This window comes from Fontibacter flavus (assembly GCF_042432905.1).
GTDB lineage: Bacteria > Bacteroidota > Bacteroidia > Cytophagales > Cyclobacteriaceae > Fontibacter > Fontibacter flavus.
Window position 1 is genome coordinate 47,113 of record NZ_JBHLWI010000036.1, and the last position, 18,898, is coordinate 66,010.

Below are 18,898 nucleotides of genomic sequence, written 5' to 3' on the forward strand. Positions count from 1 at the left end.
TCCTAGTTTTCCACAGCATCAGAAGGTCCTTCTACCCTTGGGGCTTGACCGCCGCGCAGTACGGAATTACCCGCATGCTTCAGCCTTTGGTCAATAGGCTCAGGGTTTAACCAATCTGATTCCTCCATCTGTCCACTTTGGGAATAGGCAGTCAGTGCATTTTGGTAGCAAGTCATGCGAATATGTTCTTCGGGGATACCATGCTTGCGCATCAGAGCGGCTGTTTTTGGAACCGCGAGGGGATCACTGATGCCCCAGTCAGCTGCAGAGTCCACGATAATACGTTCCGGTCCATATTTTTTTACAATCTCCACCATCCTATCACTGCCCATTTTGGTATGGGGGTAAATGGTAAATGCTGCCCAATAACCTCTGTCCAACACTTCTTTGACAGTTTCTTCATTGTTGTGGTCCACGATTACCATGTGCGGAGGTAGCCCATGCTCCTCGCTTACATCCATGCTTCTAGTTGTGCCTTTTTTCTTGTCCCTATGAGGGGTATGGATGAGCACTGGCAACTCCACTTCTTTGGCCAGCTCCAGTTGAAGTCTGTAGTATTTGTCTTCTGCGGCTGTTTGGTCGTCGTACCCGATTTCTCCAATGGCTACCACTCCTTCTTTAGTGGCATACAAGGGTAAAAGTTCCATCACTTCCTCTGCCAAGGCTTCATTGTTGGCTTCTTTGGAATTCAATCCAATGGTACAGTAATGTACGATGCCAAACTGCTTGGCCCTGAAGCGCTCCCAGCCCACCAAGGTGCTGAAATAATCCTTAAAACTGCCCACTTCTGTTCGGGGTTGGCCCAGCCAAAAAGCAGGTTCTATAATCGCCACTACCCCGGCTTTTCTCATGGCTTCATAATCATCTGTGGTGCGGGATACAGCGTGTAGGTGTGGATCTATGTACATTTCCATATTTTTTCAGGTTTATTGTTTTATCATAGGGCAATTATCCAGTGCCCTTAGGTTTGAGATTTTTAATTTTTGATCAGGGTTTCGGCATAGCTTTTTCCTATCGATTCCCAGTTGATATTTCCTGCCTCTATCTCCATTCTGATTTCAGGGAATTTCGAGAAATATTCCTTCGCCTTTGGAAAGGATGATTGATGACAGGCCAATAAAGCAGCCTGTTTTTCGAGCAAATCCCCGCTGTCCACTGCTTTTTCGATGTCCTTAAGTCTTGAATCATTGAGGAATGGCGCCACATACCTCCATAATTCCGGCATCACATTCCGTCCTGCAGCCCACCTTTCGTGGGCAAAGTCGATCAGGATGCTGGCAAGGTTTTCATTGGCACGTTGATCCGCATGTTGAATCAGAAATAAAGGCCTTTGCATAAATACAGCCTTTAGCAGCATCTGATTCCATGCCCTTTCGTCGAAATATTCAGATGGATAGGGATTGTCCAGGGCTACCGCATCAAACACCAAAGTCATATTGGACCTAAGTCCTTCAACAGCCCTATCAGTCAGTTTGTCCTGAAAAGGATAGATCGGCAGAGCTGCATAAAGGCTTTTGAGTTCCTGCATGTCTCCGGTTTCAAACAATTGGTTTATAGTTTTGAACCAAAGACCTTCATCCTGTTGTGGAAAAGATAGAATCAATATAGTCCTTGCGGTCTGTAATTTGTCCCAGGCTGATGGCGTAAAGCCTTTTCTGATTTTTTCAGCTTCCTTGGCTTGGGCTTCGCTTACCTGTAAGGTTGATTTGTCAAAGTACCTCGAGGCTTTTCCAAACGCTAAAAAAAGCTTCATGGATTTAGTGCTGTCACTGATTTCTTTACTTTGGTTTTTCAACCAATCCATGGAATCATTATCAGCCTGTTTGCTGAGCATCGAAATCAAAAATTCCATTGCCTGTTTGGATACGTTATACTCTGACATGACCTAGGGGTTTTTGGGAAAATTTTTGCTTGTATTCCAAGCGTAAATTTAAGGATTAAACCCACACTTGGAAGGAGGCCATGGGAAAAAATAGCCTCAACTCACATAGGTGGAAGAATATCTTTTTTGGTGGTTAAAATCTCAGTTGATGAAAAAGCTTCAAGTAACCAGATCCTTTAAGATCTAGTTTTAAATTATTGAAAAGGTGAAAATTATTTATTGTTATTTCTTTTAATGCAACAATTTTCACAAATCATTTTAAAAAAATCAATCATAAGGATGATTTTTTGTTTCTTTGTCAAGAAATATCCACGCAAGCGCTATGAGAAATCTATTGTTGAGACCAGGAGCGGAAGAGCTGAATTATGAAATCCGGGGCATAGTTAAAAAAGCCCGGCAGATTGAATCTCTTGGTTATGGCATTACTTGGGAAAATATTGGCGATCCAATACAAAAAAACAATAAGATTCCTTTATGGATGAAGGAAATAGTGTCAGACTTGGTAAGTCAGGATAAGTCATATGGTTATGCTGATTCCAAGGGTGTACTGGAAACAAGAGAGTTTTTGGCCGAGTTGAACAATCAGAAAGGTGGGAGTCAAATCAGTGCAGAGGATATTTTGTTTTTTAATGGGTTGGGAGATGCTATTGCCAAATTGTATCAGTTTTTGATTCCTACAGCTAGGATTATTGGACCTTCGCCTGCTTACAGTACGCACAGTTCCGCCGAAGCTGCCCATGCCAATACTTCTCCGATTACTTATAAGTTGGATCCAGACAATCAGTGGTTACCTGACATGGAGGATTTGTATAACAAGGTAAAATATAATCCTTCGATAGTGGGTATTTTGATCATCAATCCTGATAATCCCACAGGGATGGTATATCCCAGGGAAGTGCTTGAGTCATTTGTAGATATGGCTAAAGAATTTAAACTGCTTTTGATCGCGGATGAAATTTACCAAAATATCACCTATAACGGTATTGAGGCAGTAGCATTGTCAGAGGTGATCGGCGAATTACCTGCAATATCCTTGAAGGGAATATCCAAAGAGTTTCCATGGCCCGGATCCCGTTGCGGTTGGATGGAATTTTACAATAGAAATGCTTCCAAGGAATTCAGTAAATTGGTACAGACCTTAGAAAATGCGAAAATGATAGAGGTGTGCTCAACTATTTTGCCACAGCTATCTATTCCAAAGATCATGAGCCATCCTTTGTACAGGCAATACCGGAAAGATGCGAATCAAAAGATTGGCAAGCGAAGTCAATTGATGAAGGAGGTTTTGGGAGATATTCAAGGGATTAAATTTAATCCTACGCAAGGAGCTTTCTACAACACGGTTGTTTTTGATGAGTCTTATCTGAGACCTGATCAATATTTGCCTATTGAGGATTCGAGGATAAAGGCATTGCTTGAGGGTTGGGTACAGGAGAATGAAATGCCATTGGATAAACGCTTTGTGTATTACCTCCTCGCTTCAACGCAAATTTGTGTGGTCCCCATTTCCTCATTCTGTTCGGACCTGAGAGGTTTTCGGGTTACACTTCTGGAAGAAGACGAGCAACTTTTTAGGGAAACCTTTGAAAAACTAGGGGAAGCCATACGTTTTTATCTGTCATCTTCTGTTAAGCATGCTTTGCAAGAAGAAAATGTTTAGTGCGTTCCGGGACGCCACAAGGCCGTAAGAAATGCTTTGCGCAAATGATCTGGATTGGTACCTAGGGATAGGTTTTCATGTTCTCTGACGTCCAATGGCTTTTCGATATTGAATTTTTCCTCAGGCAGTTCGACTGGGTTTAGCAATAAACTTTCCAGGTCAGGCTGTCCGGCATTTACCCAAGCCGTGTACCAGAAATCTGCTATCATTTTGATGGCTCTTTTCATTTGTCTTTCCACCTGGCCTTCCAGCATCTGATGATAGGCCAAAGTAAAGGCTCTGGAATGAAGTCGGGTATTTATTCCTCCTCTTTCTTCAAAAGTGTATTTTTTATCCTCTGAAAATCTTTCGCTTACAATTTTTTCAAATCTAAAAACAGAATCCAAAGCCATATGGGCTCCAATTACTGCATCCCATGCCGTAAATTGCGGTCTTGCCAAGTATTCTGCCTTTCCAACAAAAAAGTCATAATCTTCAGCAAGAAGTTCAGGGATTCTGCTTTCCCAAAAACCATGGATACCATATTGGTTGGTCAATTGACCATTGTAGTTTTTGGTAGTGTGTAAGGGGACATTCATATCACCGATGTAATGTCCAAGATCTGCCGAAAGCCTGAGGATGGCTTTGATATCCTTTTTTTTGAAGGCCTCTGTCAATTGGATTTTTGTCTGGTAGACATTCCAAGGGCCTATGCCTTTGCTTCTCAATTCCTCCTCTGTATACAATTCCAATGCCTGATGCCAATACCTAGGTAAATTGAAAACAGCACTGTCACCATAAGCATCAATATCTATGTAGTGCTTTTCAGCCTCACCCATGACAGCATACCTTCTCCTGTCAGGGTTGACAGCATTGTCAGTGATGTAATCAATATGATGCTTGAAAAAAACAAGCATTTCAGGCGGAAGGGAAAATATTGCCTGGCGGTTGATTTTTCGATGCGCGAAAAATCCCCAAGCTCCTGATTCCGTGCCTGAAAAAAACAAGAGGCAACTGATGATAAAAAATTTTCTCATGCTCAAAAATAATTAAATACTTCCACTCAATAAAAGATATTTCTATTATCTTTGCGCACTTAAGGCGGTAATCGAGCAAATTTGATCAGATTTCAGGACTTTACGAGGTTTAGTTTAGAAATCCTTTTGTGTTTAAAAATTAATGTATTACATTTGCACTCCGTTTAAGAGTGGGTGAGAATAAAAAGAAATTAAGTATATAAAGATATGGCAAATCACAAATCGGCACTTAAAAGAATCCGTGCAAACGAAGCCAAGCGTTTGAGAAACAGGTATCAGCACAAAACTACAAGAACCTTCATCAAAAGATTGAAGAGTGTGACTGACAAGACTGAAGCACAGGAATTGTTGAAGACTGTTACTTCTATGATTGACAAGTTAGCCAAAAAGAATATCATTCATAAAAACAATGCTGCCAATAAGAAGTCAAAATTGACTAAATTGGTGAATGCATTAGCTTAATATAGAACTTATCCGATTAAGTGGTCCTGACAGCGATGTCAGGACTTTTTTTGTTTTAAGCTCTTCTGTAATTTTAGCGTTCTAGCTCTTTGTTTCAATTTGGGCTAGTTTAAAGATGTTTAACTTTTTAACGTCAATTTTTGTGGAAGATTATATGTCAATTAAAATATCCCAGTTGGCTGAGGAAGATAGGCCAAGGGAAAAACTTCTTTTAAAGGGTAAGTCAGCCTTATCCGATGCTGAGCTTTTAGCCATCTTGCTAGGATCAGGAACCAAATCGCTCAGTGCTGTGGATTTGGCTAAACATATCCTTACTTCTGTCAATCATGACCTTAGCCAATTGGCTAAAATGAGTGTGACCGATCTTAAAAAATTCAAGGGGATTGGTGAGGCTAAGGCCATTACCATCGTATCAGCTTTGGAATTGGGCAGGCGAAGAAGGTTGATCAATGATTTGCCAAAAAGATCAAAAATAAGCTCCTCTGCTGATGTGTACCATATAATGAAGCCTGAGCTGATGGACGAGTCCATTGAGCATTTTTACATTTTGTTGTTAAACAGGAACAACCATGTGATCAAAAAAGTGCTGATCAGTAAGGGAGGTACGAGTGGAACAGTGGCAGATCCTAAAATCATCTTTAAGCATGCGCTTGACAGTTTGGCCAATTCCATCATTTTGGTACACAATCATCCATCGGGTAACCTCAAACCTTCTGAGCAAGACCGTCGTTTGACAAAAAAACTAAAAGAAGTTGGGGATAATTTGGAAGTGTCTGTGTTGGATCATATAATTTTCACAGATGTTGCCTATTTTAGCTTCTCAGATGAAGGATTGATTTAAAATATGACAACTAGAAATATATTGATCATTGGGATTTTGGTTGTAATTGGCCTTGCGGTAATGTATACCTTGACGGCTTCTGACAATGAAGAAGTTTATGTTGAGAATATCCAAAAAGAGCGGGAGCGTCAGTTCAAGTACCTGAAATTCAACATTGATTCACCCTTGACCGCAGACCAAAAAAGAGATCTCAATAAATTGGACTACTACTCAATTGATCCAAAATATAAAGTAAGGGCAAGAATGGTCCCTGTTGAAGACCGAAAGATGGTAGAATTGCCTATGACCGACGGTACTGTAGAAAAATATTTGAAGCATTCTTTTGCAGAATTTGAGTTGGATGGGCAAAAACACATGCTCTTGCTATTGCAGGCAGCAAAGGAGTCGGATAAGAGGAATTTTTTTCTAGCCTTTGCTGATGCAACCAGTGGAATAGATACCTATGGTGGAGGCAGGTATATTAACCTCAGACAGGACGGGAAAAACAGCATTACTATTGATTTTAATCTTGCCTATAATCCTTATTGTGCTTATAACCCTGATTTTGCCTGTCCATTACCGCCAAAGGAAAACATCATGGAAATAGCCCTTGAAGCAGGGGAAAAGGATTATAAGAAAGAATGAAGGATAGATGCTAGAAACAAGAGTCAAGATAAAAGAGACTAGAGTCAAGAATCTGAACTTTAATGTGGGAACAGAGAGAATAGATTTTCTTGGCTCGTTCTACTATTTAGTCCATTCAGGTTTTACATTTTTCAGGTATCCACTTCTTAGCTAAAGCAATTCTCTTAAATTTGTGCTTCATTCTCAAGTGAAGTGTATTTATGAAAATTTCTATCAATAGATTAAAAGATTTTATCCTACTCGAACAGTCTCCGGAGGAAATTGCGGCACTTTTAACAGGAAGTGGTCTTGAAGTGGAGGGTATCGAACTTTTTGAATCCATCAAAGGAGGTCTTGAAGGAGTGGTTATTGGTGAGGTACTAACTTGTGAGAGACATCCCAATGCAGATAAACTCAGCATTACTACGGTTGATATTGGTGGTGAGGTGGTGCCGATTGTATGCGGAGCCCCAAATGTCGCGAAAGGTCAAAAAGTAGTAGTTGCCAAAGAAGGCTGTACGCTGTATCCGGTTTCAGGTGAGTCCTTTGAAATCAAGAAAGCTAAGATAAGAGGAGAAGTTTCTCAAGGTATGATCTGTGCAGAAGATGAAATCGGTATTGGTGAAAGCCATGCCGGCATCATGGTATTGGACACAGACCTGGCAAATGGTACGCCTGCTGCTGAGTACTTTAAAGTGGTCAAAGACCATGTTCTGGAAATAGGTTTGACGCCGAACCGGGCAGACGCCGCCTCTCACTTAGGTGTGGCTAGAGATTTAAAGGCGCTCCTAAAGAGAGAAGTCTGTATTCCATCTGTTGGTGATTTCAAGGTAGATAATACAAACCGAACCATTCCGGTTACAATTGAAAATTCAAATGATTGTCCAAGGTATGCAGGATTGACTATCTCCAATGTGAAAGTTGGCCCTTCTCCTGAATGGTTGCAGAATTACCTGAAGGCTCTTGACCTCGATCCTATCAATAACATCGTTGATATCACCAATTTTATCCTGCATGACCTGGGACAGCCCCTTCATGCATTCGATGCAGATAAAATATCGGGTGGCAAAATTATTGTTAAAAAACTTCCAAAAGACTCGCTTTTTGTGACTTTGGATGAGAAAGAAAGGAAGCTTTCAGGAGAGGAATTGATGATCTGTGATGAAATTGGAGGGCTCTGTATAGCAGGGATTTTCGGCGGAAAGGGTTCCGGTGTATCTGATAACACCACATCCATCTTTTTGGAATCGGCGTATTTCTCTCCGGATGTCATCCGTAAAGGCTCGCAGTTTCATGGCCTGAAAACAGATGCATCCTTCCGCTTTGAGCGAGGGACTGATCCCAATATGCCTATTTATGCCCTGAAAAGAGCAGCTATGTTGATCAAAGAAATCGCGGGGGGAGAAATCACCTCTGAGGTAGTGGATATCTATCCAAATCCAATAGGAGATCTTGATATAGATATAGAGTATAAAAATATCCATCGTCTGATTGGAAAAGATTTGTCCCAAGCTGAGATCAAAGAGATATTGGGTAATCTGGATATCAAAGTGGTGAGTGAAAGCGAACAAGGTTTCAAAGTATCAGTCAAACCATACAGAGTTGATGTCACTAGGGAAGCAGATGTGATTGAAGAGATTTTAAGGATACATGGATTTGACAATGTAGCACTTTCTGAAAATCTCAAATCAGATTATTTAGCAGAGCATCCAGCGAAGGATTTTAATAAACTCCAATACAGGCTAAGTGAATTGTTGTCTTCCTTAGGTTATTATGAAATCATCACTAATTCACTGACCAAGCCTTTATATGCAGAGAAATCCGGGTTTATGGATCCCGTCCATAATGTGGAGATTTATAACAAGTTGTCTGAAGACCTTGGGGTCATGAGGCAGAGTTTGTTGTTTTCAGGTTTGGAGGTTTTGGCCCATAACATCAACAGGAGACAGAAAGACCTGAAATTGTTTGAATTTGGAACTGTATATAGCAAGCAGCCGGAGGGCTATCAGGAAGAGAGAAGATTGGCAATGTTCCTTACAGGAGACAAGGCGGCTGAAAGTTGGAGAGAGCCATCTAAACCAGTTGCTTTCCCAGATCTTTACGCCACTGTAGAATTGATTCTTGAAAAAGTTGGGATCGAACAGGTAGATGTGGAGGTCATACACTCAGCCCCATTCGACTATGCATTACAGATGAAGCTTGGAACCAAGGAGTTGGGCAAATTAGGTCTAGTGCAGGAAGAGTTATGCAAGTTGGCAGAGGTTAGGCAAGAGGTGCTTTACGCAGATTTGAACTGGGATTTGCTGATGAAAAAAGCAAAAGGCTTGAAAAAGTATGCGGAAATTTCCAAATTTCCAGAAGTCAGAAGAGATCTTTCTTTGGTTTTGGACAGATCTGTGACATTTGATCAGATAAAAAAGGTAGCTTTAAAGGCAGGAGGTAAGCTACTCCAAAGGATTGGGGTGTTTGATGTCTATCAGGGAGATAAAATAGATGCAGGTAAAAAAGCCTATGCTTTGAGTTTCTATCTTCAGGATAGTGAACAGACATTGACAGATAAAGTAATTGATAAAACAATGGGTAGGCTTATCCAGAGTTTTGAAAATGAAGTAGGCGCATTCATCAGAAAATAAACAATGATTCACGAAGAACTTCAACGTATGGAAAGGCTGACAGGTCAGGTTAGCCGCAAGCTTCAGGAATTGGAGCAGGATAATCATTCACTTCAGGAGGAGGTTTTTGTACTGAGAACCAAACTTGAAGAAAAGGAACGTATGTTGGAGGATTTTAAAAATCAAATTAAAATAGCTAAACTTGTAAATAGCTTACCGGCAGAAGATATGGAATCTGCTGAATTGAGGGAAAAGATCAATAATTATATAAAAGAAATCGACAATATAATCGCCTATCTGTCTGAATAATATGGAAACGCTTTCTATTAGGTTGAAAATTGGTGATAGGGAATATCCCATGAAGGTGAAAACTGAAGACGAAGCCAAAATAAGACATGCAGGTAAATTAATTAACGATAAAATTAAAAGGTATAGGGAAGAATTTGGTTTGGACGACCGTCAGGATTTGCTGGCTATGGTTGCATTTGATTGCATGGTGGAATCCATGGAACAAAATATGATCAACACAGAGGACAGTGAACTGATAAAATCAAAAATCGTCCAGATTAATGACCGCTTGAATTCTCTTTTATAATTGTGAGATATACTCAATTCGGGATATTTTTCTTTTCCGGTAGGTAAACTATATATCAAAAACCTATGGGAGAATCATTATACATTATCATCGCAGGCATTTTGGGCCTCGGTGTGGGAGCGGTAATAGCCAGCCTCTTAGTAAAGAACAATAGTAAAAAAATTGAGGAAGAGGCCAAAGAAAGGGCCAAGAGCATTGTCCGTGAAGCAGAAATCAATGCTGAAGCATTGAAAAAGGACAGAATTCTTGAAGCCAAAGAAAAGTATTTGAAGCTCAAATCGGAGTTTGAAGATGAGGTGAACAAGAAGAAAAACATCATCATCACCAATGAAACCAAAATCAAGCAAAGAGAGCAAGTACTTTCCAAGGAGCTGGAACAGATCAAAAGAAAGGAAGCCGAATTAGATAGCAAAAAAGAAAACCTCAATGCCCAACTTCATTCTGTACAGGTTAAAAAAGAGGAGTTGGACAGAGTGACCAATCAGCGTATTGCCGATCTGGAAAAAATTGCTGGACTAACTAAAGAAGAAGCCAAGGAACAGTTGGTTGAAATGCTTAAAGATGAAGCCACAACTAAGGCTTCTTCCCAGATTAAGGATATTCTTGATCAGGCTAAGCTTACTGCTACCAAGCAGGCTAAAAAGATTGTTTTGGATACTATTCAAAGAACAGCCACTGAGCATGCCATTGAAAACTGTGTTTCTGTATTCAATATCGAATCTGATGATATCAAAGGAAAAATCATTGGTAGAGAAGGTAGAAATATTCGTGCATTGGAAGCTGCTACAGGTGTAGAAATCATCGTAGATGACACACCGGAAGCCATCATCATTTCAGGCTTTGATCCTGTAAGAAGAGAGGTTGCAAGACTTTCCCTTCACAGATTGGTACAGGATGGTAGAATCCACCCGGCCAGAATCGAAGAAGTTGTTGCCAAGACTGAGAAGAATATTGAGGAGGAAATTGTGGAGATTGGAGAGAGAACCTGCATAGATCTCGGAATTCACGGTCTCCATCCTGAACTGATCAGAATGGTTGGAAGGATGAGATTCCGTTCTTCTTATGGTCAGAACTTGCTACAACACTCCAGAGAAGTGGCCAAATTATGTGCTACGATGGCAGCTGAGATGGGCTTGAATGCTAAATTGGCGAAAAGAGCAGGCTTGCTTCACGATATCGGTAAGGTATATCCAGAAGAAGCAGAACTTCCACATGCTATTTTGGGTATGGAGTTGGCCAAGAAATACAAAGAACATCCAGAAGTTTGTAATGCCATCGGAGCCCACCATGATGAAATAGAAATGACTTCGATGATATCTCCGATTGTTCAAGCATCTGATGCAATATCAGGTTCCAGACCCGGTGCTAGAAGAGAGATTATGGACAGTTACATCAAGCGTCTGAAAGAGCTTGAAGAACTGGCATTGGCTTTTGATGGTGTTAATAAATGTTTTGCCATGCAGGCAGGCCGTGAATTGAGGGTGCTGGTAGATGCAGACAATGTGGATGATCAGACTGCAAGCAAATTATCTTTTGATATTTCACAGAAAATAGAAAAGGAAATGCAATACCCTGGACAGATTAAGATCACTGTGATCAGGGAAATGAGAGCAGTCAATTATGCGAAATAATTAAAAAATAATTTACATGAAAAGGTGCGGTGATTTTACTGCACCTTTTTTTTATTATTGCACTTATGCTTTTTATCTTCCATTTGATACAGTCCTTGCAAGCGCTTTTTTCAGAGATCAGAATGCTTCTTTTCTTCAAAAAGTTAAGTATCGAAGATGTGAGTGTTCTGAAGAAATTTTTCCCATATTACCGGAATTTAAGTGATGATCATCAAAGAGAATTTATTGAAAGACTTAGGTATATTTTGGTGTCCAAAACATTTGTCCCCAGAGGAGGGCTCAAAGAGATTACCCGAGAAATGGAGTTGTTGATTAGTGCTACAGCGGTAATGGTCACCTTTGGATTCAGGCAGGTGAAACTGAGTCATTTTTCAAAGATCCTGGTTTACCCGGATGATTATTATTCGACGATCAATAAAAAATACCACCGAGGAGAAGTCAATCCCAAGTTGGGCATCATTGTTCTTTCCTGGAAAAGTTTCGTTGATGGATTCTTACAAGTAAATGACGGTGTAAATTTGGGGATTCATGAAATGGCACATGCATTAAAATTAGAAAACCAGATTCATTATAATCAGGAGAGTAATTTTTTCAATCCTCAACGTTGGAAGGTTTTCGCCAAATTTGCACATGAAGAAATTCTTAAGATAAAATCTGGGAAAGTATCTTTTTTTAGGGAGTCAGCGGCGATAGATTCCCATGAATTTTTTGCTGTTGCTTTGGAATCATTTTTTGAAAAACCCTCAGATTTCAAAAATTATCACCCTGAACTGTATCAAGCTTTGGTGTTTTTATTGAAACAAGACCCTATAGTCTTATCAGGTAAAGGGAAATGAGGCAGGTGATTGAGTAAAAACATGACATTAATCATGTTTGAAGCTACTCAATGTCACTCTATAAAATTACCTGCAGATTTAGCTTTGTATAAATCTTTGAAGCTATGCAGGGAAAAGTAGAGAATATGGTCAAGTTTGCCGTTCCGGAAGATATCATCTCCCCACATTACTGTCATAAATTGCCGGAAGGATTTTCGGTTCACTTGACACAAGGGGGTAAGGGTTTGATCTGTAGTCCAGAACAAGGACCTAGTTTATTTACAGCTCATCTGCCGGAAGTTTTGGAATGGTTACACGGATTGGAAAAGCCTAAAGGGCTTGAAGAAGAACCATGCAGCATACCTGTCTTATTATATGACAAGGAGTTGTCTACTGAAAGTTTACTGTTTCATTATGACGGGACTCCTGCCTCGGCAAAATTGATCAGAAACTTCATAGAACTATTCGAGGAAAATATTAAAGATAGCAAAGCGACCATTATTTCTCCCTCTTTTATACCCAAATCAAAGCTCAAAGAAGAACAAGAGATAGTACAGCTTGTCACCCAATCTACTGCTGAGACCTCATTTATTAAGTTTAACTTTACCAGAATAGGAGATTTTTGGTCCTATGCGGTCAAACACAAGTGTACCATGTTGGTGACCACGAAAAATTACCAAGCTGATCTGGCGAAGGTCCTTTTCCATTTTTACAAGGGAGGAATGTGGTATGATAGGCTTTCTTTTTACTTATCTTATTAACTATCCACCAAATATGACATATGTCATGTTTTTTAGATTTGAAGCTCAGTAAATTGTAAACAATGTCCGATCCAGCGAAGATAGTCCCTCAAAAAGAAATTTCCTCCTGTTACCATTGCGGTGAGGCCTGTAAAGACGAAATTCTACATTTCGACGGGAAAGAATTTTGCTGTACCGGTTGTAAGCTGGTATATGAGGTGCTGAATGAAAATGACCTTTGCAATTATTATGAAATTGCGGATCAGCCTGGTCTAAGTCAGAAATCCAAATCCGGCAGAGATAATAGGTTTGATTATCTGGATGATGAAGACATCATCCGAAGACTGGTTGATTTTCAGAATGAAGAAGAAACACATGTCACCTTTACGATTCCTTTGATCCACTGTGCTTCCTGTATTTGGCTTTTGGAAAATTTACATAAGCTGCATCCCGGAATTGTATCAGGACGGGTGGAGTTCATCAAGAAAAAAGTTCAGGTTAAGTATTACCAATCTAAAATCAGCCTTAAAGAACTTGTTCAGTTATTGTCCAGGATAGGTTATGAGCCTACGATCAACCTTGCAGATGTTGACAAAAAGAAAGTACAGGTCTCTGATAAAAAACTGATCTATAAACTAGCTGTTGCCGGTTTTTGCTTTGGCAATATGATGTTATTTTCTTTGCCCGAATACTTTGCGGAAGCAGAATTATTGGGGGAAGGTTTTAAGAAAACTTTCAACTACCTGAATGTGATGTTAGCCTTGCCTGTTTTTTTCTTTGCAGCTACTGACTATTACCGATCAGCATGGCTTTCTATCCGCAACAAAGCAGTAAATATGGACGTGCCTATCGCGATCGGTATCGTTACCCTTTTTGCGTACAGCCTTTATGATATCTTTATTTTAGGGAATGAAGGGTATATGGATACCTTGGGAGGGTTGTTGTTTTTCTTGTTGATTGGGAAATATTATCAACAAAAGACGTATGACACCCTATCTTTTGACAGGGATTACAAATCTTATTTCCCGATAGCAGTGACCAAATTGGTCAGAAATGAAGAAGAGGTAATCCCTTTGATCAAATTGCATGTAGGAGACATTATCAAAGTAAGGAATGAAGAGCTGATTCCTGCGGACAGCATACTTCTGGAGGGCGAGGCATTTATTGATTATTCTTTCGTCACCGGAGAGGAAGTTCCGGTAGCCAAAAGAAAAGGAGAACTTGTCTATGCCGGTGGCAGGCAAAAAGGGAAGGCGATTACGCTGACCGTCCAAAAATCTCCTTCTCAGGGATATCTTACTGACCTTTGGAACAATGAGTCATTTGAGAAGGAAAAGGCTAATGGATTAGAGTCTTTGGCAAATAGGATTTCCGGGAAATTCACTTTTACCGTTCTGTTTATTGCTTTTGCAGCACTTGTCTATTGGGTATGGGCTGGAAATGTTTCCCTTGGTGTGCTGTCATTTACATCTGTTTTGATCATAACCTGTCCTTGTGCTTTAGCCATGTCCACGCCATTTACCTTGGGCAATACATTAAGGGTTTTTGGTCAGGGGAAATTTTACCTGAAAAATTCCCATGTGATCGAGAAACTGGCTAAAGTGGACACTGTTGTTTTTGACAAAACAGGCACCCTTACTGCGCCATCACAAGCATCAGTGAAGTATTATGGGGAGCCTCTTTCTGAAGAATCCAAGTCTTTGATCAAGGCTATGGTCAGCCATTCTGTGCATGCTTTGAGTAATAGGATTAATACTTGGCTGGAAAACATCAAGGCAGCCCAGGTATCGACTGAGGTTGAGGAAATATCAGGAAAAGGTTTGCAAACCGTATATAAAGGTCAAATGATCAAACTGGGGTCTGCGGATTTTGTAGGAGCGCGAAATAAGGGACTTCCTGAAGGAGGGAACCTTGTATTCTTTGCTGTAGAGGAAATGGTTCTGGGGTATTTCTTTATCCAAAGTGGATTAAGACAAGGGGTTGAAAAAGTAGTGGCTTCCATCCAAGATGTAAAACAGGTCCATATTTTATCAGGTGATCAGGATCATGAGCGTGAAAATCTTAAAAAGGTTTTTGGGAATGCCATTCGGATGAATTTCAATCAAAGTCCAAATGATAAATTAAGCTATATCCAAAGCCTGAATAAAAAAGGAGCCAATACCCTGATGATCGGAGATGGTTTGAATGATGCTGGAGCATTAAGGGCAAGTCAGGTGGGCATAGCCCTGACCGATAAGATCACAAATTTCTCTCCTGCTTCCGATGCGATCATGGATGCGCAAATGTTGCATAAACTCCCTGCCTTTTTGGATTTCACCAAAACGAGCAGGAATATCATCAAGGCAAGTTTTGGCTTGAGCTTTACCTACAATTTAATCGGGATCTACTTTGCTGTTCAGGGATTGGTCAGTCCGGTTTTTTGTGCCATACTGATGCCGATCAGCAGTATTTCGGTGGTAATATTCACTACCCTTTCCACTAACTATTTGGCTTATAAGAGAGGCCTTAAAGAAAAAATCTGGTAAACATGGAAGTCATATTTATACTAATTGCCATCAGTTTGATTCTAGCGGGGTCGTTTTTGTTTCTCTTTTTCAGAGCGATGAAAGGAGGACAATTTGATGACAATCATACACCGGCCATTAGGATCCTGTTTGATAACGAAAAGAAAACCAAAAATAAAAAAGTACCATCAACTAAATCGAAGTAACTATGTCAGGAACAACACTGGAACAGTTCAATTACGATAATAAAATCGTAAAGTACTTCGGGGTCGCCACCATTGCTTGGGGCCTCGTCGGAATGTTGGTAGGTGTGATTGCAGCCACCCAGCTCTTTCTACCGGAAGCCAACATGGGTAATCCCTATACTACATTTGGAAGGATCAGACCGCTTCATACCAATGCGGTGATTTTTGCATTTGTAGGGAATGCCATCTTTGCAGGGATCTATTATTCTATGCCAAGATTATTGAAAGCCCCAATGTGGAGCAAAACGCTTAGCTGGATCAATTTTTGGGGCTGGCAGTTCATCATTCTATTAGCGGCAATTACCCTTCCTTTGGGTTTAACAACTTCTAAGGAATACGCGGAATTAGAATGGCCAATTGATATTCTCATTGCTTTGGTATGGGTAGCATTTGGAGCGAACATGATTGGAACAATGATCAAAAGAAGAGAAAAACACTTGTATGTTGCCATTTGGTTTTACCTGGCTTCTTTTGTGACGGTTGCAGTGCTGCACATTTTCAACTCTTTGGCACTTCCTGTATCCTTCTTTAAAAGTTATTCTGCTTATGCAGGAGTTCAGGATGCCCTTGTCCAGTGGTGGTATGGACACAATGCTGTTGCATTTTTCTTGACCACGCCTTTCTTGGGATTGATGTACTATTACTTACCAAAAGCAGCCAATAGACCTGTTTATTCCTATAAACTTTCGATTGTTCACTTTTGGTCTCTGATTTTTCTTTATATCTGGGCAGGACCTCACCATTTGTTATACACTGCATTGCCAGAATGGGCCCAGGTGTTAGGGGTGGTCTTCTCAGTAATGTTGATAGCTCCATCTTGGGGCGGTATGGTCAATGGCTTGCTTACCCTAAGAGGTGCTTGGGATAAGGTAAGGGTTGACCCAATTTTGAAATTTATGGTGGTGGCTGTGACAGCTTATGGTATGGCCACATTTGAAGGACCAATGCTTTCCCTGAAAAATGTCAATGCCATTGCTCACTATACTGACTGGATTGTAGCCCACGTGCATATTGGTGGTTTGGGTTGGAATGGTTTCTTCACCTTTGCCATGTTGTACTGGTTATGGCCAAGGATGTGGAAGACCACGCTATACTCTACAAAATTAGCAAACACCCACTTTTGGATGGGTACTTTGGGTATCATTTTCTATGCGCTTCCAATGTATGTGGCTGCTTTGACCCAGTCTTTGATGTGGAAAGAATTCAGTGAAGCAGGTAGGTTAGCCTATCCAAACTTCCTGGAAACTGTTATTCAGATTGTGCCAATGTATATGCTAAGAGCATTTGGAGGTCTTTTGTACCTATCCGGTGCGATATTGATGGTGTATAACATGGTGAAAACCGCCAAGCAAGGATCTTTCCAAGCTGAAGAGGCTGACGAAGCACCTGCTTTGGCTCCACATGTAGAAGAAAAAGGTGAGTTCTGGCACAGAGCTTGGGAAAGAAAACCTGTATTCTTTACCATCATGGCTACCATTGCTATTTTAATTGGTGGCGCAGTTGAAATTATTCCAACCATCTTGGTGAAATCAAATGTTCCGACTATTTCAAGCGTGCAGCCTTATACTCCACTTGAACTTCAGGGCAGAGACTTGTACATTTCCCATGGATGTGTAAACTGTCACTCTCAGATGATCAGGCCTTTCCGTTCTGAAACCGAGCGTTATGGAGAGTATTCCAAAGCAGGTGAGTTTGTGTATGACCGTCCTTTCCTTTGGGGTTCCAAACGTACAGGGCCTGATTTGCATAGGGTAGGCGGAAAATATCCTGACAGCTGGCATTATCACCACATGGTAGACCCTAGAAGTATGTCTCCGGGATCATTGATGCCTCCATATCCTTGGTTAGCTACCAATATCATGGACCATAGTGATCTTCCAGCCAAGATCAGGACTTTACAGAAATTGGGTGTTCCATACCCTGAAGGTTATGATGCCCAGGCAAACAGTGATATGTTGGTTCAGGCAGAGCAAATAGTAGCTGGTCTGAAAACTGCAGGTGTTGAAGTTATGCCGGAGTCTGAAATTGTAGCCTTGATCGCTTATCTACAAAGACTAGGTACTGATATCAAGAAGACTGCTGCAACTAACCCTTAAATAATTGGTGCTATGAAAAAAGATATATTGAGTTCCATAGAGAACATTGAAATCTATCCAATTATATCCCTTCTGATCTTTGTGATTTTCTTTATAGGGATGTTTATCTGGGTAATCACTGTAGATAAAAAATATGTCGATCATATGAAGGAGATGCCTTTGAATGATGAACCACAAAAGACCAGCGGCTATGAAAAAGTTTAAATCCTTATTATTTCTAATGGCAGGAATGATGACAGCCCTGCCAACTATGGCCCAGTCCAGTGAAATATCCTGGGTGGGTAAACTTCAACAAATGGAAAGTAGCCAGCTGACTTTGTTAGTGATTATGGCAGTTGTACTTGGTGTCATCGTACTTCTTCTGATCTTGATGATTTACCTGATGTCCTTCATGGTATCAGTGTTCAGAAAAGAGAACCCCGAATTGGCTTCCCAACCAACTTGGTGGGATGAGTTCAAACTCAAATACATCGTTGGTAAAATGAAGCCGGCCGGTGGTAAGGAAGAGAAAGAAATGATGCTGGACCATTCTTACGATGGTATCGTGGAATTGGATAACCATATGCCGCCATGGTTGGCAAATGTTTTCTATATATCTATTGCTTTTGCGGTAGTCTACTTCACCTACTTCTCTGTCTTAGGTTTAGGGAAAACCCAAATAGAAGAATATGAAGAAGAACTTAGGATTGCAGCAATTCAGGCTGAGGAAAGGGCTTCTTTAGCATTGAGTTCGATAGATGAAAATACTGCCGTATTTGACAATTCAACCGCTGCTTTGGGTTCAGGTAAGAGTATTTTCGAAGCCAACTGCGCAGCTTGTCATGCGGCTGATGGTGGAGGTGGAGTAGGTCCTAACCTGACGGATGAATTTTGGATTCACGGTGGCAGTATCAATGACATCTTCAAAATCGTGAAATATGGAGTAGTGGAAAAAGGCATGATTCCTTGGCAGGACCAACTTAGCCCAGAGGAGATTCAGAATGTGTCAAGTTATATCATGACCTTGACCGGAACCACTCCTGCTAATCCTAAAGCAGCTGAAGGTGAGAAATATGAAGCCACTATTCAGGAACCGGTAGATGCCTTGACTGAGGATGAATTGACCGTGGAAGAGGTCGAAAATTAAGTGTTGAAACTTGAATTGTTGCAGGAAAAGGGGGATGTTTTCACATTCTCCTTTCCCTGTTTAAACAAAG

At 40.6% G+C, this 18,898-nt stretch carries 18 protein-coding genes; 15 read left to right on the plus strand and 3 right to left on the minus strand.

Annotation, left to right across the window (positions count from 1 at the left end; all coding sequences use genetic code 11):
* Positions 1–2: 2 nt before the first annotated feature.
* Positions 3–914 carry a TatD family hydrolase gene (locus ACFFIP_RS12790; protein ID WP_382388049.1) on the minus strand — a complete coding sequence of 304 codons (912 nt, stop codon included), beginning with the start codon at positions 912–914 and terminating at the stop codon, positions 3–5.
* 62 nt (positions 915–976) lie between these two features.
* Positions 977–1,882, minus strand: a complete 906-nt coding sequence (locus ACFFIP_RS12795; protein WP_382388050.1) for an EboA domain-containing protein — start codon at positions 1,880–1,882, stop codon at positions 977–979.
* A gap of 322 nt (positions 1,883–2,204) precedes the next feature.
* On the opposite strand from ACFFIP_RS12795, the gene ACFFIP_RS12800 reads away from it, so the two are divergent.
* Positions 2,205–3,542 carry a pyridoxal phosphate-dependent aminotransferase gene (locus ACFFIP_RS12800; protein ID WP_382388051.1) on the plus strand — a complete coding sequence of 446 codons (1,338 nt, stop codon included), beginning with the start codon at positions 2,205–2,207 and terminating at the stop codon, positions 3,540–3,542.
* Here ACFFIP_RS12800 and ACFFIP_RS12805 read toward each other — a convergent pair.
* Complete coding sequence (locus tag ACFFIP_RS12805; protein ID WP_382388052.1) at positions 3,539–4,558, minus strand: zinc dependent phospholipase C family protein; 1,020 nt, start codon at positions 4,556–4,558, stop codon at positions 3,539–3,541. The genes ACFFIP_RS12800 and ACFFIP_RS12805 overlap by 4 nt on opposite strands.
* 207 nt (positions 4,559–4,765) lie before the next feature.
* On the opposite strand from ACFFIP_RS12805, the gene rpsT reads away from it, so the two are divergent.
* The 14 genes from rpsT (at position 4,766) to ACFFIP_RS12875 (ending at position 18,828) form a co-directional block, all read left to right on the plus strand.
* Positions 4,766–5,020 carry a 30S ribosomal protein S20 gene (gene rpsT, locus ACFFIP_RS12810; protein ID WP_382388053.1) on the plus strand — a complete coding sequence of 85 codons (255 nt, stop codon included), beginning with the start codon at positions 4,766–4,768 and terminating at the stop codon, positions 5,018–5,020.
* Positions 5,021–5,162: 142 nt separating this feature from the next.
* On the plus strand, positions 5,163–5,861 hold the full coding sequence (gene radC, locus ACFFIP_RS12815; protein ID WP_382388111.1) for a RadC family protein: 699 nt from the start codon (positions 5,163–5,165) through the stop codon (positions 5,859–5,861).
* 3 nt (positions 5,862–5,864) lie between these two features.
* Positions 5,865–6,485 carry a DUF1684 domain-containing protein gene (locus ACFFIP_RS12820; protein WP_382388054.1) on the plus strand — a complete coding sequence of 207 codons (621 nt, stop codon included), beginning with the start codon at positions 5,865–5,867 and terminating at the stop codon, positions 6,483–6,485.
* A 200-nt stretch (positions 6,486–6,685) separates the two neighbouring features.
* Positions 6,686–9,097: a phenylalanine--tRNA ligase subunit beta gene (pheT, locus tag ACFFIP_RS12825; protein ID WP_382388055.1), complete on the plus strand. Its 2,412-nt coding sequence runs from the start codon at positions 6,686–6,688 to the stop codon at positions 9,095–9,097.
* Between the two features lie 3 nt (positions 9,098–9,100).
* The gene (locus ACFFIP_RS12830; RefSeq protein ID WP_382388056.1) at positions 9,101–9,385 is read left to right on the plus strand and encodes a hypothetical protein; all 285 of its coding nucleotides are present in this window, start codon (positions 9,101–9,103) and stop codon (positions 9,383–9,385) included.
* A gap of 1 nt (position 9,386) precedes the next feature.
* On the plus strand, positions 9,387–9,671 hold the full coding sequence (locus ACFFIP_RS12835) for a cell division protein ZapA (RefSeq protein WP_382388057.1): 285 nt from the start codon (positions 9,387–9,389) through the stop codon (positions 9,669–9,671).
* Positions 9,672–9,736: 65 nt separating this feature from the next.
* Positions 9,737–11,302, plus strand: coding sequence for a ribonuclease Y (gene rny, locus ACFFIP_RS12840; protein ID WP_382388058.1), 1,566 nt, complete (start codon positions 9,737–9,739; stop codon positions 11,300–11,302).
* 65 nt (positions 11,303–11,367) lie between these two features.
* Positions 11,368–12,138 carry a zinc-dependent peptidase gene (locus tag ACFFIP_RS12845; RefSeq protein ID WP_382388059.1) on the plus strand — a complete coding sequence of 257 codons (771 nt, stop codon included), beginning with the start codon at positions 11,368–11,370 and terminating at the stop codon, positions 12,136–12,138.
* Positions 12,139–12,242: 104 nt separating this feature from the next.
* Positions 12,243–12,878, plus strand: a complete 636-nt coding sequence (locus tag ACFFIP_RS12850) for a hypothetical protein (RefSeq protein WP_382388060.1) — start codon at positions 12,243–12,245, stop codon at positions 12,876–12,878.
* Positions 12,879–12,940: 62 nt separating this feature from the next.
* Positions 12,941–15,382, plus strand: coding sequence for a heavy metal translocating P-type ATPase (locus tag ACFFIP_RS12855; protein ID WP_382388061.1), 2,442 nt, complete (start codon positions 12,941–12,943; stop codon positions 15,380–15,382).
* Positions 15,383–15,384: 2 nt separating this feature from the next.
* Positions 15,385–15,567 carry a cbb3-type cytochrome oxidase assembly protein CcoS gene (ccoS, locus tag ACFFIP_RS12860; protein WP_382388062.1) on the plus strand — a complete coding sequence of 61 codons (183 nt, stop codon included), beginning with the start codon at positions 15,385–15,387 and terminating at the stop codon, positions 15,565–15,567.
* Positions 15,568–15,569: 2 nt separating this feature from the next.
* On the plus strand, positions 15,570–17,702 hold the full coding sequence (gene ccoN, locus ACFFIP_RS12865) for a cytochrome-c oxidase, cbb3-type subunit I (RefSeq protein ID WP_382388063.1): 2,133 nt from the start codon (positions 15,570–15,572) through the stop codon (positions 17,700–17,702).
* Positions 17,703–17,714: 12 nt separating this feature from the next.
* Positions 17,715–17,906 (plus strand): cbb3-type cytochrome c oxidase subunit 3, encoded by a 192-nt coding sequence (locus ACFFIP_RS12870; RefSeq protein ID WP_382388064.1) that lies wholly within the window; start codon positions 17,715–17,717, stop codon positions 17,904–17,906.
* Entirely contained in the window at positions 17,893–18,828 is a 936-nt protein-coding gene (locus ACFFIP_RS12875) for a cbb3-type cytochrome c oxidase N-terminal domain-containing protein (protein ID WP_382388065.1), read from the plus strand. Before ACFFIP_RS12870 ends, ACFFIP_RS12875 begins: the two co-directional genes overlap by 14 nt.
* Positions 18,829–18,898: the final 70 nt, after the last annotated feature.

Coding starts and splice junctions, on each gene's coding strand:
- ACFFIP_RS12835 (WP_382388057.1), top strand. CDS start 9,387: ATGGAAACGCTTTCTATTAGGTTGAAAATTGGTGATAGGGAATATCCC.
- ccoS (WP_382388062.1), top strand. CDS start 15,385: ATGGAAGTCATATTTATACTAATTGCCATCAGTTTGATTCTAGCGGGG.
- ACFFIP_RS12800 (WP_382388051.1), top strand. CDS start 2,205: ATGAGAAATCTATTGTTGAGACCAGGAGCGGAAGAGCTGAATTATGAA.
- ACFFIP_RS12795 (WP_382388050.1), bottom strand. CDS start 1,882: ATGTCAGAGTATAACGTATCCAAACAGGCAATGGAATTTTTGATTTCG.
- rny (WP_382388058.1), top strand. CDS start 9,737: ATGGGAGAATCATTATACATTATCATCGCAGGCATTTTGGGCCTCGGT.
- ACFFIP_RS12855 (WP_382388061.1), top strand. CDS start 12,941: ATGTCCGATCCAGCGAAGATAGTCCCTCAAAAAGAAATTTCCTCCTGT.
- ACFFIP_RS12875 (WP_382388065.1), top strand. CDS start 17,893: ATGAAAAAGTTTAAATCCTTATTATTTCTAATGGCAGGAATGATGACA.
- ACFFIP_RS12820 (WP_382388054.1), top strand. CDS start 5,865: ATGACAACTAGAAATATATTGATCATTGGGATTTTGGTTGTAATTGGC.
- ACFFIP_RS12870 (WP_382388064.1), top strand. CDS start 17,715: ATGAAAAAAGATATATTGAGTTCCATAGAGAACATTGAAATCTATCCA.
- rpsT (WP_382388053.1), top strand. CDS start 4,766: ATGGCAAATCACAAATCGGCACTTAAAAGAATCCGTGCAAACGAAGCC.
- ACFFIP_RS12845 (WP_382388059.1), top strand. CDS start 11,368: ATGCTTTTTATCTTCCATTTGATACAGTCCTTGCAAGCGCTTTTTTCA.
- ACFFIP_RS12790 (WP_382388049.1), bottom strand. CDS start 914: ATGGAAATGTACATAGATCCACACCTACACGCTGTATCCCGCACCACA.
- pheT (WP_382388055.1), top strand. CDS start 6,686: ATGAAAATTTCTATCAATAGATTAAAAGATTTTATCCTACTCGAACAG.
- ACFFIP_RS12850 (WP_382388060.1), top strand. CDS start 12,243: ATGCAGGGAAAAGTAGAGAATATGGTCAAGTTTGCCGTTCCGGAAGAT.
- ACFFIP_RS12830 (WP_382388056.1), top strand. CDS start 9,101: ATGATTCACGAAGAACTTCAACGTATGGAAAGGCTGACAGGTCAGGTT.
- ACFFIP_RS12805 (WP_382388052.1), bottom strand. CDS start 4,558: ATGAGAAAATTTTTTATCATCAGTTGCCTCTTGTTTTTTTCAGGCACG.
- ccoN (WP_382388063.1), top strand. CDS start 15,570: ATGTCAGGAACAACACTGGAACAGTTCAATTACGATAATAAAATCGTA.